The organism is Frankia sp. CcWB3, from assembly GCF_977927595.1.
The window spans coordinates 1-15021 of record NZ_CDWRCK010000088.1 but is presented as its reverse complement, the minus strand read 5'-3'; the positions used below and the strand labels follow the sequence as shown (position 1 = coordinate 15021).

General features: G+C 71.3%; 11 protein-coding genes. 10 read left to right on the top strand and 1 reads right to left on the bottom strand.

What is annotated here, in order from left to right; all coding sequences use genetic code 11:
* A partial coding sequence (locus ACY5KJ_RS09170) for a ketoacyl-ACP synthase III family protein (RefSeq protein ID WP_462186525.1) occupies nucleotides 1–1033 on the bottom strand: 1033 nt, incomplete at its 3' end.
* A 442-nt stretch (nucleotides 1034–1475) separates the two neighbouring features.
* Between ACY5KJ_RS09170 and ACY5KJ_RS09165 the strand changes: the two genes are divergently transcribed.
* The 10 genes from ACY5KJ_RS09165 to ACY5KJ_RS09120 all read left to right on the top strand — a co-directional run.
* Nucleotides 1476–1928, top strand: coding sequence for a YrdB family protein (locus tag ACY5KJ_RS09165; protein ID WP_462186524.1), 453 nt, complete (start codon nucleotides 1476–1478; stop codon nucleotides 1926–1928).
* 198 nt (nucleotides 1929–2126) lie between these two features.
* Nucleotides 2127–3011, top strand: coding sequence for a 3-oxoacyl-ACP synthase III family protein (locus ACY5KJ_RS09160; protein ID WP_462186523.1), 885 nt, complete (start codon nucleotides 2127–2129; stop codon nucleotides 3009–3011).
* On the top strand, nucleotides 2998–4929 hold the full coding sequence (locus ACY5KJ_RS09155; RefSeq protein WP_462186522.1) for an HAD-IIIC family phosphatase: 1932 nt from the start codon (nucleotides 2998–3000) through the stop codon (nucleotides 4927–4929). Before ACY5KJ_RS09160 ends, ACY5KJ_RS09155 begins: the two co-directional genes overlap by 14 nt.
* Nucleotides 4919–5164, top strand: a complete 246-nt coding sequence (locus tag ACY5KJ_RS09150) for an acyl carrier protein (RefSeq protein WP_462186521.1) — start codon at nucleotides 4919–4921, stop codon at nucleotides 5162–5164. Before ACY5KJ_RS09155 ends, ACY5KJ_RS09150 begins: the two co-directional genes overlap by 11 nt.
* Before the next feature lie 4 nt (nucleotides 5165–5168).
* Nucleotides 5169–5927, top strand: a complete 759-nt coding sequence (locus tag ACY5KJ_RS09145; RefSeq protein ID WP_462186520.1) for a 2-oxo acid dehydrogenase subunit E2 — start codon at nucleotides 5169–5171, stop codon at nucleotides 5925–5927.
* The gene (locus ACY5KJ_RS09140) at nucleotides 5924–7183 is read left to right on the top strand and encodes an FAD-dependent monooxygenase (protein ID WP_462203179.1); all 1260 of its coding nucleotides are present in this window, start codon (nucleotides 5924–5926) and stop codon (nucleotides 7181–7183) included. The genes ACY5KJ_RS09145 and ACY5KJ_RS09140 overlap by 4 nt, the downstream gene beginning before the upstream one ends.
* 78 nt (nucleotides 7184–7261) lie before the next feature.
* On the top strand, nucleotides 7262–11317 hold the full coding sequence (locus ACY5KJ_RS09135) for a type I polyketide synthase (RefSeq protein WP_462203178.1): 4056 nt from the start codon (nucleotides 7262–7264) through the stop codon (nucleotides 11315–11317).
* 48 nt (nucleotides 11318–11365) lie between these two features.
* Nucleotides 11366–12001 (top strand): alcohol dehydrogenase catalytic domain-containing protein, encoded by a 636-nt coding sequence (locus ACY5KJ_RS09130; protein ID WP_462203177.1) that lies wholly within the window; start codon nucleotides 11366–11368, stop codon nucleotides 11999–12001.
* Nucleotides 11907–13589 (top strand): SDR family NAD(P)-dependent oxidoreductase, encoded by a 1683-nt coding sequence (locus ACY5KJ_RS09125; protein ID WP_462203180.1) that lies wholly within the window; start codon nucleotides 11907–11909, stop codon nucleotides 13587–13589. The genes ACY5KJ_RS09130 and ACY5KJ_RS09125 overlap by 95 nt, the downstream gene beginning before the upstream one ends.
* Nucleotides 13590–13619: 30 nt before the next feature.
* A partial coding sequence (locus ACY5KJ_RS09120; protein ID WP_462203176.1) for a beta-ketoacyl [acyl carrier protein] synthase domain-containing protein occupies nucleotides 13620–15021 on the top strand: 1402 nt, incomplete at its 3' end.

Genomic DNA, 15021 nt, shown 5'->3' with positions numbered 1-15021 from the left:
GAGCCGGGATGTCGAGGAACTCCAGCACCGTGACCGTCCACATGAATCCGGTTCCCACGCCGAGGGTGACGACCAGGTCGCCGGGCTTGGGGCGTCCGCTTTCCACCAGGTGGTTGAGGCCGATGAGCTGGTCACCCGCGCCCATGTGGCCGAAGTCCTGGCCCCAGTCGTAGGTCGTGGTCGAGCGATCCACGCCGAGCAACATGTAGAAGGAGAACTGGGCGATCGTCTCGGCGATGTTGGCGTGGACGAAGAAGCTGGTGGCCGCGAGGTTGGTGTCCGCGTCGTCCAGCGCCTCCTGGAGCACGATGCCGACGTTCTTGGTCATCCGCTGGATCACCGTGTCATAGGCGTCCTCGTTGCGCAGGAGATAGTCGCTCTTGCGGCTGCGCAGGTCGACCGGCCGCTGGTCGTGGAAGGGCGCCGGGGTCCAGCCGTGCACCCCGCGGTAGATCGGCTCCAGGCTGGAGTCCGAGTAGCTGGCCGTCGACCACAGCCGGGCGAAGCCGCCGCGCGAGGACAGCACGAGCGCGCCTGCGCCGTCACCGTAGACCTGCTGGCTGTCGCTGCCCCACCGGTCGAAGTAGGGAAGCTGGAAGACGTCGCCCGTGGTGACCAGGGCTGCCGTCTGGGTCGGCCTGGCCGCCAGGTGGGACGCGGCCAGTTCGAGTGCGGCCAGACCCCCGTTGGACCCCTGCCGGATCTCGATCGCCGTGCCGCTCCCGCCGACCGTCTCGTTCTGCACGTAGTTGACCGGGGTCCACATCTCCTGCCCCTGGTGGCCGACACAGGCGTGCAGCACCAGGCCGAAGTCCTCATGGCCGTGCCCGGACCGCTCCACCGCCTGCCGGCCCGCCGCGGCGGCCATCTCGGCGGGGGACTCGCCCTCGCCGGCGACCCGTACCGCCCGAATACCGTTGGCAATGCTTTCCTCAGCGTTGTAGATGCCGGCGGCGACTGCTTCCTCGGCGGTCTGCACCTGCTCCGGCAGGTACGCACCGAGTCCGGCAACATACAGGTTTTCCCAACGCACGATATTCTCCTGACCTGGCAGATGAAGGAACTCCCAGGATGGCGATCCGGGCTAAAGAAGTCCTTGCGTGCGGCCACACCATGACCGCCACGGACCACTCGGTCCGACGTACCGCGGAACGCTTGTTTAGCGTTTCACAAGCCGCTATTCCTATCCTGCCTCGTGGATACGCGGTATCCGTCGGCGGGTGGCCTCCCCGGGCGTGCGCGCCGCGTCGACTCCTATGTGTAGGAGTCGAAATGAAATAACTTGCGCGTTTCGAACCCTCCACAGGCCTGTGACCTGCGATGATGCTCTCGATCACGTATTTGTTACTTCATTACGTCCCCGTAGGGTGGTGACAACGTGGAGAACGAGCTGACCTTCCCCGCCTACAGCGCCGCGCTGGCCTTTCTGCTCGAGGTCGTCGCGCTGATCTCGTACGGCCTGTGGGCCGTTGCGCGTGCCCGTGACGGTGGGGCTCCCCGTCGCCGTCGCCACGCTCTGGGGCGTCTTTGCCACGGCCGGGGCGCAGGCTTCCGGGCGGACTGTGGTGGAGACGCCCGGGCCGGTGCGGCTGCTGCTGGAGCTCACCGTGCTCGGTGGGGCGGCCCTCGCTCTGTACATGGCGAGGGCCCGCCGTCCCGCCTTGGTCGTCGCCGTCCTGTTGCTGGTGCTTCTGGCAATCACCCACGACCGGCGTGTGGTGGCTGGCGACGCGTTAGCCCCGCTGCGCCCGTCCGAGCCGGGCTTGCGGCCGTCCGTCCATCCATCCGCCCCGCGCGCCACCACCCACGTGCGTATCTACCCACGTGCGTATCCACCACCGTGCGTATCCACCCGCGCATGTCCGCGTATCCACGTCGACGCCGTCCACAAGCCGTCCATGACAGGGACCTCCAGGACCTCCACGTAAGGAACCGACCAGTGAGACTCAGCGGCCTCAGTGAAGTTCTGCCGGGCATGGCGGTCACCAACCGTGACATGGCCGAGCGCTTCGGCCTGCACGAGCAGTGGCTCGACCGGATGACCGGTAACCGCAGCCGGTACTACTGCAGCGCCGACAGCCCGGCCGGCGTGCCCCGCAGCACCGGCGATCTGGCGACAGCGGCTGGTGCGCGCGCTCGACACAGCCAACATCCGTCCGGAGACGCTGGACTTTCTCATTCTCGCGACCGCATCACCCGACGAGCTGATGCCGGCCACGGTCAACGTGGTGGCCGACCGTCTCGGCATCAACGACCGGCCCATGTTCCAGCTCACCTCGGGCTGCGCGGGCGCCTTGCAGGGTCTCTATGCCGCTCGCGCCCTGCTGGCCGGCGGTGCGCGGCGCGGCCTGGTCATCGGGGCCGACACCTGCCTGAAGTTGTGGCCGTCCAAGCGCGACAGCACGCAGGTCAAGCCGGCTGAGATGATCAATTTCGCGCTCTTCGGCGATGGTGCCGGCGCCGCGGTCGTGGACGCCGACACCGCGGGCCCCGGCCTGGTCGTTGACCACCTGTTTCTGCGGACCACCGGGATGGGACGCAAACCGGCGCAGGTTGTGCGGTGGTACGGCACGGACGGCGCGCCGATGGTCGTCGGCCGCAACGGCGCGAGTTCCCCCGAGCCCATGGGCGAGGAGGACTACAAGGCCATCGAACGCCACGTTCCCGACCTGGCCCGGGCGATCCTCGACGAGCTCAGCGCGGCCACCGGCTGGTCGGTCGCAGAGGTCGAGCATGTGCTCACACCCCAGCTCAACGGCGTCATGACGGAGAAGATCCGCGAGCACGTGGGCGTCCGGCCGGAGCAGGCGGTCTCGTGCGTCGCCGAGACCGGCAACAACGGCAACGCGCTGCCGTTCATCCAGCTCCACCGGGCATGGGGGCGGATCGCGCGGGGTGTCGGCGTCGGCGGGCGGATGTTCGTCGCGACGGTCGAGTCCTCGAAGTGGATCGTCTCCGGGATGGCTCTGCGGCACCAGTCTGACCTGGAGGGTGATTATGTCGGTCGATGACGCCGCGGTGGCCGCCGTGCGGGCCGCCTCCCCGCTGACACGGCTGCGTGCATTCAAATGGTCCGGGCTCACCGGGGCGGTCGGCCAGGTGCGGGCACTGCTCGGTGACCTGTCCGACCCGCTCGACCTGGAAGCCGCCGGGATGCTGATCGGGGGCGCGGCCCAGCGCGAGCAGCTCGCGGCCGCCGGGGGCCTGCACACCCAGCGGATCGCGCTACTGGGCAGTTCCACGATGGATGCCCTGCCCCACCTGCTCACCGCGGCGCTGGTCCGGGACGGAGTGCTGCCCGAGATCCGGATGGCCGGCTTCAACCAGTGGCGCTTCGAGATCCTGGCCGGCGCGCCTCACCTGGCCGACCTCGCGCCACGGATCGTCGCCTGTCTCCTCGACGACAGCGCGGTTCTGGAGGGTGCCGCCGACGGCGTGGACATCGCGGCGGTGGAGGCGCGCTGCGCCGCCTTTCCCGCGGAGCTTGCCGAGTGGCTGCAGGCCGCCCGCCGGGCGGTGGGCGGGCTCGTGGTGCTGTGCACGATCCCGCTGAGCCCGCTGCGGCGTGACCGGTTCATCGACTACGGCTCCCGCGCCCGGCTGGATGCCGCCTGGGACCGGATGAACGCCGCCGTTCTAGACCTGTCCGGGCAGCCCGCAACCCTGGTGCTCAGCGCCGCCGGCATCGCCGCGCATGCCGGGGCGGTCTTCGCCGCCGACCGGATGCGGCATGCCGCCGGGGCCGCCTTCGCCCCCGACTTCCTGCGCGCGTATGCCGAGGAGCTGTCGCGGGTCGCCCGCGCCGATCTCGGACGAGTCGCCAAGTGCCTCGTTCTCGACCTGGACAACACATTGTGGGGCGGCGTCGTGGGGGACGACGGGGTCGCCGCGCTCCGCCTGGGCGGTGCCTACCCCGGTTCGGCCTACCGGGAGCTGCAGGTCCTCGCCCGGGAGCTGGCCGCTCAGGGGGTACTGCTCGCGGTCTGCTCCAAGAACGACGAGGAGGTCGCCCGCGAGGCGATCGCGACCCATCCCGAGATGGTGCTGCGCCCCGGCTCCTTCGTGGCCGTCCACGCGAACTGGCAACCCAAGCCCGACAACGTGCGCGCGCTGGCCGAGCAGCTCAACCTCGGGATCGACGCGATGGTGTTCGTCGACGACAACCCGGCCGAACGCGGGTTGATGCACGCGGCGCAGCCGACGGTGACCACCGTGGACCTGCCGGACGAGCCCGCCGGCTATGCGGCCCGGCTCGCCGCTCGCGGCGACTTCGTGAGGCTCGCGCTGACCGGCGAGGACCGGGCCCGCACCCAGATGTACCAGGCCCAGGCGCGCCGGGCCGAGCTGGAACGCTCCGCGGTCAGCATGCAGGACTACATCGTCGAACTCGATTCGCACCTGGCGATAGAACCGCGCGGCCCGCTCAACACCGCCCGGATCGCGCAGCTGTTCGGGAAGACCAACCAGTTCAACCTCACCGGCCTGCGCTACGGGCAGGATGAGGCGGGACGCAGCCGTGCGGGCTTCGCCTTCTACGGCGCCCGGCTCCGCGACCGGTTCGGGGACAGCGGACTGATCGCGGCGGTGGCGCTCGGTCGCGCGCCCGACGGCGGCTGGGCGATCGACAACTTCGTTCTGAGCTGCCGTGCCTTCTCCCGCAACATCGAAGAGACGATCGTCGGCCTGATCCTGCGCGGGGCCCGGCGGCACGGCGCCCCGGCCGTCACCGCACGGTTCGTCGAAACCGACCGCAACGGTACGTTCGCCGGTTTCTACCCGTCCCTCGGGTTCGTTGCGCTTCCCCTGCGGGCTACGGGCGCCGCCGAGGGCGCGGGCGTCGCCGAGTACCGCCACTCCCTGCGGGACCTGCCCGAACTGCCCACCTGGGTGCGTCTCACCCACGACGAAGAGGTCTTCGATGCTCTCTGAAAAGATCGTCACGGAGGTTGTCGCCCAGCTGCTCGACGTCGACGAGGCGGAGCTCGCGATGGACCGGCGACTCGCCGAGATCGAGGGCTGGGACTCGGTCAACCTGCTCCGGGTCCTCGTCTACCTGGAGCGTGAGCTCGGCAGCAGCCTCGATTACGAGCGATTCGCAGCTGCGGAGGCGCTCGGGGACCTCGCCGCCATCGTCGCCGGCACGGTCGCGCCGGAAGGGGCGTGACGCGGTGAGCGCGGTCACCGTCCGCCCGTTCCCGAAAGCGCGCCGGGGGACCTACACCTTCCTGCAGGACGCCCGCGAGACCTGCCACGTGTACCTGGCGGCCGAGGTGGACGCCACCCGGTTGACGGCGGCGCGGACCGCCAGCAGCGGGAAGGTCAGTTTCATCAGTTTCGTCGTCAAGGCCGCGGCCGACGTCGTGGCCGGATACCCGGACGCGCGCGCTGTGCTGCGCGCCGGGCCCCGCCCCAGGATCGCCGATGTCGACGGCGTCTACGCCAAGGTTCTTTTCGACAAGACCGTCGACGGCCAGCGATGCGTGGTCTCCGGAACGGTCCCCTGCGGGCCCGAGCGGTCGGTGCTCGAGGTCCAGGACGCCATTGACACGTACAAGGATGCCGAGATCGCCGAGACGGGGCCGTTCCAGCGGGTACGGCGGATGCAGCAGCTGCCGCTGCCCGTCGCCCGCATTGTCTACCGGCTGGCGCTGCGTAACCCGGCGCGCCGCGTGAGCCTGCAGGGGACCTTCTCGGTCACCTCGGTCGGCCACGAGCCGGTCCGGGTGATCTATCCGATGATCAGCGGGCCGCTCGGCTTCGGGATGGGCCGCATCACGGACGTGCCGGTGGCCCGCGACGGCCAGATACTGATCATCCCCCAGTTCACCCTGTCCCTCGCCTTCGACCACCGCGTGCTGGATGGCGCGCTGGCCTCGGAAGTACTGGCCCGGGTCACCGAACGCCTTGAGCTATGGGAGCTGCTATGACCGTCCCGGCCAGGACCGATGTGCTCATCGTGGGTGACGGGCCCGCCGGCTCGCTGCTGGGCTGTCTGCTCGCGCGCCGTGGCATCGAGGTGCTGCTCGTCGAGAAGCACACCCGCCTCGACCGCGACTTCCGCGGCGAGACGCTCGCGGCCCCGTCCGTCGTCACCCTGCGCGCACTTGGCTTCGGCCCCGCTCTGAGCGCGCACGGATACCTGGAGACGTCCGGGGTCACCATGCGGATGGAAGGGCGCGAGGTCTTCCACGTCGACTACAGCCGGTTCCCGATCGGCGCGCTGCCGATCGACATCCCGCAGCCGGCGCTGATCGGCATCTTCAACGACGCCGCTCGTGACCTGCCGAACTTCACCTACCTCGGTGGCACGGCCTTCAGCCGGTTGCTGGAGTCCGACGGTGCCGTGCGCGGCGCGGTACTGCGGCATAAGGAAGGCAGTTCCGTCGAGGTGCGTGCGCGCGTCGTCATCGGCGCGGACGGGCGTTTCTCCAAGGTGCGCAAGGAATCCGGCCTTGCGGCCGACGTCCAGCCGATGGCCCGCGACTTCCTGTCGTTCAAGCTGCCGCGCCCGCCAGAGTGGGGAAACGGAGCGGAGCTCGTCGTCCAGCGCGACAAGCATCTGGTGGTGCTGCCGACATTCCCGGACTGGCTGCGGATCGGCCACAACATGCCCAAGGGCGGCTACGGGCAGCTGCGCAAGGATGGCTTCGACGCCTTCAAGGCCGGAATCAGCCGTCTCGACGCCCGGCTCGCCCCGCTCGTCGACGCCTACCTGAAATCCTGGGACGATGCCGGATTTCTGGAGATATTCACCGCTGAAATGCGGCAGTGGGCCCGCGACGGCCTCCTGCTCATCGGTGACGCCGCCCACACGGCCACCCCAATCCTGGGTCAGGGGGTCAACCTCGCGATCCAGGACACCGTCTGCCTCGCCCCCCTGCTTGCCGCGCAGCTCGCGCAGGGTCCGCCCGACGACGTGATCCCGGCGGCCGCCTTCGCCGACTTCGTCGCCGGCCGGCGCGCGCACAAATCCCTGGTGACCCGCTTCCAGCGGATGCAGGAAAAGGCCCTGGCCGCGCACACACCGGTCGCCACCACGCTGCGGCGGGCCCGGTTCCGTCTGCTCGACCGGCTTCCGATCAAATACCGCGTCTTTGACAAGGTCATCAACGCGCCGCATCTGGTGGACCCGGCCGACGTGTACACCCCGACCCCGTCGGACGTTCCCACCCTCGGCCGATGACTTCTGCCGGATGACCCCTGCCGGATGACCCATCGAAGGACCCCGCCGGATGGGACGGCATTGCATAGCGAGGCGACCGTGTACGCGGACGAACTGCAGCACGACCCCGATCAAGTCATAGCCATTGTCGGAATGGCCGGGCGCCTGCCCGGCGCCGACGACGTCAACAGTTTCTGGCGGCTCCTGATGGAGCGGGGCGACGCGATCCGTCCCGTCCCGCCGCAGCGGTGGGACACCACCGCCCAACTCGACCCGGAAAAAACCGTGCAGGCGGTCGGTGGATTCCTCGACGGGGTCGGGGAATTCGACCCGACCTTCTTCGGGATCTCCCCCCGGGAGGCCGCCGACATCGACCCCCAGCAGCGGCTCATGCTGGAGACAGCCTGGCGCGCCCTGGAGGACGCCGGGCAGCCGGCGGAGGGGCTGCGCGGTACCCGCACGGGCGTCTACGTCGGTGCGTCCTGGCACGACTACGAGATCCTGCGCAAGGAACGCGATGCCGGCGCCACCCAGCACAGCGATGTCGGTAACGCGCTGGACGTGATCGCCGCGCGGGTGTCGTACTTCCTCAAGCTCACCGGGCCGAGCCTGACCGTGGAGACGGGATGCTCGTCCGCGCTGGTCGCGCTGCACCTGGCCGGTCAGGCGCTGCGCGGCGGTGAGATCGACGCCGCCCTGGTCGGCGGGGTCAACCTGATCGTCGCGCCGGACGTCTCGATCGGCCTCACCCATTTCGGCGGCCTGTCTCCGGACGGGCGCTGCAAGGCCTTCGCGGCCTCCGCCAACGGTTTCGTACGCGGCGAAGGGGTTGTGGCGGTCTATCTGAAGACCCTGGCCCGGGCCCTTGCCGACGGTGACCAGGTGCACGCCGTCATTGTGGCCACCGCAGTCAACAACGACGGCGGCGGTGAAAGCCTCGTCACTCCCAGCCCGGCGGGTCAGGAGGACCTGCTGCGCCGCGCGTACGCCGACGCCGACGTGCCGCCCGACGCACTCGCCTACGTGGAGGCCCACGGCACCGGCACGCTACGTGGCGACCCGATCGAGGCCGGCGCGATCGGGCGGGTCCTCGGCCAGCGGCGTGACCGGGCCCGCGGCCCGCTGGGGATCGGTTCGGTGAAGACCAACATCGGCCATCTCGAAGCGACGGCTGGTCTGGCCGGCCTGGTCAAGGCGGTGCTGGCGTTGGAGCACCGGGTGGTCCCGCCGAGTCTGCACGCGGAGGACCTCAATCCGGACATCCCGTTCGACGAGCTCAACCTGCAGGTGGTGCGCGAGCCGCTGCCCCTGCCCGCGCAGGGCCCGGTCTACGTGGGGGTCAACTCCTTCGGCTGGGGAGGGACGAACGCCCACATCATCCTGTGCGGCGCACCCGAGACGCCCGCCTGCGCCGGGGCGGGCGCGGCCGCGTTCGTTCCGCTGTCCGCGCACGATTCGATGACTTTGCGTCAGCGTATTGTTGATCTGCGTGACACGCTTGCCGGGCATCCGGGCGACGCGGATGGTCCTGGCCGCCTGGCGGGAATCGCCGCGACGCTCGGGCGGCGGCGTGACCACTTCGCCAACCGGGCGGGGTTCGTCGCCGGAGACATCGAGGGGTTGCGGGCCGACCTGGCACGCTTCGCCGACGACCCCGAGGCCGAGATCGCGGGTGTGGTCAGCGGCCGGGCCTTTCCGGTCGGCCGGACGGCGTTCGTCTTCCCCGGCCAGGGGTCGCAGTGGGCTGGCATGGGCCGTGACCTGCTCGCCGCCAACCCGGCCTTCGCCGACGTCGTCCGCCGTTGCGCGCGCGCACTCGAGCCGCATGTCCCCTGGGATCTCGTCGCGATCCTGTCGGGCGAGGCCGGTGACGAGTGGCTGTCCCGCATCGACATGCTGCAGCCCGCGCTGTGGGCGATGTCCGTGGGGCTCGCCCAGCTGTGGACCGAGGCGGGGGTGAGGCCGGATGTCGTGGTCGGCCACAGCCAAGGAGAGGTCGCCGCGGCCACCGTCGCCGGCATCCTGTCCTACGAGGACGCCGCCCTGGTAATGGCGCGGCGCAGCGCCATCGCCCGCCGGACCTCCGGACACGGCCGCATGCTCGCGGTCGATCTCGACGTGGCCGGTGTGCGCGCGGCGCTCGCCGGTTTCGAGGAGTTCGTGTCGCTCGCGGTGAACAACGGCCCGACCTCGTGCGTGCTGTCCGGGGACGGCGAGGCGGTGCTGACGCTCAAGGAACTCCTTGAGGCCGACGGCACCTTCTGCCGACTGGTGAACGTTGACTACGCCTCGCACAGCCCGCAGATGGACGAGCTGACCGACGATCTGCTCGCCGCCCTCGCCGAGGTGCGGCCCCGGGCGGGCGGCACGCCCCTGATGTCCACGGTCCGGGTGGCCGGGCTGCGCGGCCCGGAGATGGACGCCCGGTACTGGGTGGACAACCTGCGTCAGCCGGTGCTGTTCGCCGACGCCATGGGTGTGCTGTTCGACGAGGGGATCACGCACGTCGTCGAGATCAGCCCCCACCCCATCCTCGCTCCTGCCGTGGAACAGCTGGCGGCGTCGCGTCCCGAGCCACCGCGCGCCCTGTCCACGCTGCAGCGGGACGCCGGCACGCCGACCGATCTCGCCCGGGCCTTCGCCCACGGGTACGTCGCCGGTCTCGAGCCGTTCGCCTCGTCCCCCGGCGGGTCATCCCCCGGCGGGTCGGCCACGCCCGAGTCGCCCACCGGGACCTTTGTGCCTCATCTGCCCGGGTACCCGTGGCGGCGTCGCGACTACTGGGTGGATGCGGGCCGGCGGCGCGCGGCGACCCACGGCGGCCTGGAGTTCACCCTCGTCCCCGCCGTCCATGAGCACGACACCTGGCAGGGGACGCTGGAACTGGCCGTCGACGAACACCCTTGGCTGCGCGACCACCAGGTCCACGACGCGATCGTGCTGCCGGGGGTCGCGATGATGGCGATGGCGCTGAACGCCGCCCGCGCCCGCCACGGGGCCAGGCCGCGGACCCTCGCCGCCGTGCGCTTCCGCAACGACCTCACCCTCCCCGGGCGCCAGAGCGGAGAATCACCCACAACGCTGAGTGCCCTGTGGCGGGACGATGTGACCGAAGGCGGCACCTTCACCCTGCTGTCGCTGCCCACGGGCGCGTCCGGCTGGACCGAGCACGCCGTCGCCCGGGTCCACCAGCGCCCGGCACCCGTCGAGGAGGTCGCCTTCCCCGAACACCTGCTGGACCTGCAGCCCGCCACCCCCGGGGCCTTCTACGAGGCCTGCTCCGCGCGTGGGCTGCGCTACGGGCCGGCCTTCCAAGGCATCCGGCGGCTCTGGGCCGACAGCGATGCGGCTCTCGCCGAGGTGTACCTGGACGATCGTTGCCGCGCTGGGGCCCGCCCGCACGGGCTGCACCCCGCGCTGTGGGACGGTGCCCTCCAGGTCGCACTGGCGCTGTGCGAGGGCACGGAGACCGTCGTGCCGACCGGCCTCGACCAGGTCGTCGTCCTGCAGGACATCGACGAACCCTGCACGCGGCTGTGGTCCTACGCCGTGCGCCGCACTCCGACACAGATCGACCTGCACCTCTTCGACGCCGACCGGCGACCCCTGATGATCATGCGGGGCCTGGCCCTGGAGGCGCTCGGAAGCGCGGAGACGACCGGCTCGGATGCCGAGCGGGTGCACCGTCTACGTTTCGTGGCCGAGCCGCGCGCCCGGGCCGCGGGGGCGCCGGGCGCAGAGCCACAGCCGGGGCCGGAAGGTCCCGGATCGGGGACCTGGGTCGTCTGTGGTGCGCCCGAGGACGGCGCGCGGGAGCTCGTCGACGCTCTCACGCAGGTCGGTGCCGCGGTCTCCTGGCTTCCAGCACCCACCGACACCGTCCCCGAGCAGCGGACCTCCGAACAGCGGACCTCCGAACAGCGGACGGAGTGGACGGGGCGGCTGCGCGCGGTCGGGGAACTCGCCGGCGTCGTGTTCGTCGCGCCCCGTGGCACCGCCGGGGTCGACGCGCAACGCCGCGCGTTGCCCGCCCTCGCCGCGATCGCCGCAGGCTGCCTGGAGCAGCCCACCCAGCCACGGCTCGCCGTCGTCACCGCCGACGCGCAGGCTGGGCGGCCCGCCGACCGGCCGGACCCGGGCGCGGCGCTGTTCTGAGGTTTTGTCCGCGTCCTTCGCCGCGAGCACCCGGAGCTCGCGCCGCTCGTGGTCGACGTCGCCCCGGCGGATGTCGGCTGGGCGGCGCAGTGCGCGGGCGAACTCGTCGTCGGCGACGGCGAGGACCAGGTCGTTCTGCGTGGCGAGCGCCGCCTGGCGGGCCGGCTCGTCCGCGGCGACGCCCTTGATTCGGACGACAGCGAGCCCGACGGCACCCGGCCCGATAGTGGTGAGGCCCCGGCGGTTGAGTGGCGAACCCCGCCGCAGCCCTTCCGCCTCACCCCGGCCCGGCCCGGCTTCTGGGACGGCCTGGAGCACCGGCCGCTACGTCGGCGCGCGCCCGCGGCGGGCGAGATCGAGATCGAGGTGACCGCCGCCGCCCTCAACTTCATCGACGTGATGAAGGCGATGGGCACCTACCCCGATCCCAGCGGCGGCGCGGCTCTGCTCGGCGGCGAGTGCGCCGGCCGGGTCAGCGCGGTCGGTTCCGGACGGCTTGGACGACGTCCACGCGGCCGGGCTGCCGCTGGTGATGCTCACCGCCTGGTACGGGCTGTACGACCTGGCCCGGCTCGGCCCGGACGAGACCGTGCTGATCCACTCCGCGGCCGGCGGGCTGGGGCTCGCGGCCGTCGCGGTCGCCCGGACGCTGGGCGCGCGGGTCCTGGCCACGGCCGGCAGTGAGGACAAACGCCGGTATCTGCGTGAGCTGGGTATCGCCGACGTCTTCGACTCCCGCGATCTGTCCTGGGCCGACGGCGTGCGCGCGGCCACCGGCGGGCGGGGCGTTGACGTGGTGCTCAACTCGCTGACCGGGGCAGCGATCCCGCTCGGGCTGGACGTCCTGGCCGAGGACGGCCGCTTCGTCGAGGTCGGCAAGAAGGACATCTACGGCGAGCGCACCATCAGCCTGGGTGCCTTCCGCAAGAGCATCAGCCTGGCCTCGGTAGACCTGGCCGGGCTGATGAGCAGGCGGCCCCGGCGCTTCGCCCGCCTGTTCGCGGAACTGTGGGACCGGGTCGTGGCGGGCGACCTCGCGCCCCTGCCGGTCACCACCTATCCCTTCGCCGAGGTCGCGGAGGCGCTACGGACGATGGCCTCCGGCAGCCACATCGGCAAGTTTGTGCTCACCGACCCGGCGTCGGTGCGGGCCGTCGTGCCCGAGCCGATGCCCGCGGGCGGGTTTCGACCGGACGGCACCTACCTGGTGACCGGCGGGCTGGGTGCGCTCGGCCTGTCGCTCGCAGAGTTCTTCGCCGAGCGGGGGGCCGGCGCGGTCGCGTTGCTGGGACGGTCCTTGCCGAGCGCGGAGGCGGCAGCCAGAATCGAGGCGATCCGCGCGGGCGGAACGCGGGTGCGGACGTTCGCCGTCGATGTCGCGGACGCCGCCGCGCTGGACGCCACCCTGACCCGGCTGCGGGGGGAGATGCCGCCACTGCGCGGTGTGGTGCACGCCGCCGGCCTGCTCGACGACGCCACCATCCTGCGGTTGCGGCCCGAGCAGATCGAACGGGTGCTCGCACCCAAGGTGGACGGCGCGCGCAACCTGGACGCGGCCACCGCGGCCGACCCGCTGGACCTGTTCGTGATGTTCTCCTCGGCAGCGGCCCTGTTCGGCAACGCTGCCCAGGCAGCCTACGCCGCGGGCAACGCCTTCATGGACACCCTGGCCGTGGCCCGCCGGCGTCGGGGGCTGCCAGCCCTGTCCGTGCAGTGGGGGCCGTTCACGCAGATCGGTCTGGCCGCGCAGGACGCCAACCGGGGCGCCCGGCTGGCGGAACGGGGCATGGGCGGCTTCACCGCCAACGAGGCCTGGGCGGCGCTGGCCGGCTTCCTGCGCCGCGACGAGCAGGTCGTCGGATACGTGCCGCTGAACCTGCGGCAGTGGTTCGACGCGTACCCCGACACCGCTGCCCAGAAGAGCTGGCAGGTGCTGCGCCAGGCCGCGTCGGCGGGTACACCGGCCGCCGCGGCCGGTGGCGCCTTTCTCACGCACCTGCGTAACGGCCCGACGGACGCCCGTCACGACCTGGTCGAGGCCAAGGTGCGCGAGCTCGCCGGCCGGGTGCTGCGGCTGGACCCGAAGGCGATCGAGAGCCAGACGCCGTTCAAGGCGCTCGGACTCGACTCGTTGCTGAGCCTGGAGCTGCGTAATCGCCTCGAGGCCACGTTCGGCCTCACCCTCTCGCCGACGCTGCTGTGGACCTACGGCAGTTCGCGGGCCCTCGCCGGGGTGCTGTGCGAGCGGATCTTCACCACCGTCGCCGCCTGAACACCGCACGATCGCGAAGGAACTGGTCTCATGAAATCCGGCAGTCACGTACAACCGGGCGGTCGCACGCCCTCCGGCGGCAGTTCGCCCACGCCGACGCCCCTGACGCGGGCGCTGGAAACGATCAGAAACCTCCGTGCCCAGCTCGACGCCCAGACCGGCCGGGCTCCGCTCGCCGTCGTCGGTGTCGGCCTGCGGCTGCCTGGCGGCATCGCCGACCTGGACGCCTACTGGGACGTCCTGGCCGCGGGGGGCGACCTCGTACGCCCCATGCCGGCGGCACGCAAGGGGCCCTTCTCCGCCGCCTGGGAGGGCCTGCCGCAACGGGGTGGCTTCCTCGACGAGGTGCTCGACTTCGACGCCGACTTCTTCGGAATCAGCCCGCGGGAGGCACGAGGGCTCGACCCACAGCACCGCCTGCTGCTCGAGGTGGCCTGGGAAGCGATGGAGAACGCCGCGCTGCCCCCCGACCGGTTGACCGGCGCCCGCACTGGTCTCTACGTCGGCATCACAGGTCAGGACTATCGGGACTGGCAGGCAGGTGAACCGGACGCCTACTGGGCGACCGGCAACGGCCACTGCTTCGCCGCCGGTCGACTCGCCTACACGATAGGGCTGACCGGGCCGGCCCTGGCCGTGGACACCGCGTGTTCGTCGTCGCTGGTCGCGGTGCATCTGGCAAGCCAGGCCCTGCGCCGCGGTGAGTGCGACGTGGCGCTCGTCGGCGGCGTCAACCTCGTTCTCTCGCCCCGGTCGACGCGGCTGGTCGCCCAGACCCGCTCGCTCGCCCCCGACGGGTTGTGCAAGGCCTTCGATGCCCGGGCCAACGGTTTCACCCGGGGCGAAGGATGTGGCGTGGTCGTGCTCAAGCGCCCCGACCACGCCGAACGGGACGGTGACCGGATCCACGCCGTGCTCCACGGCTCGGCGGTCAACTCCGACGGCCGCTCGTCCGGGTTCACCGCCCCGAACGTGCTGGCCCAGGTCGGGCTCGTCGAAGCCGCGCTCGCCGATGCCGGACTCACCCCGACCGACATCGGTCTGGTCGAGGCGCACGGCACGGGTACGGCGCTCGGTGACCCGATCGAGATGGAATCGCTCGTCACCGTGCTCGGCCGGCGCAACGGGGGTGCTCCGCTGCGGGTCGGCTCGGTGAAGACCAACATCGGTCATCTGGAGGCCGCCGCCGGCATCGCCGGGCTGCTCAAGGTGATCCTCTGCCTGCAGCGACGCGCCGTTCCGCCACTGGTGCACTTCACGACCCTGAACCCCAGAATCGATCTGGACGGCACCGGCATCACCCTGCCGCGGGACCTTCAGCAGTGGGGCCCGGCGGACGGCGGCCGGTGCGCCGGGGTGAGTTCCTTCGGCATGAGCGGCACGAACGCGCACCTCATCCTCGGGCCCGCCGGGGACGCGCCCGCCCCCGTAG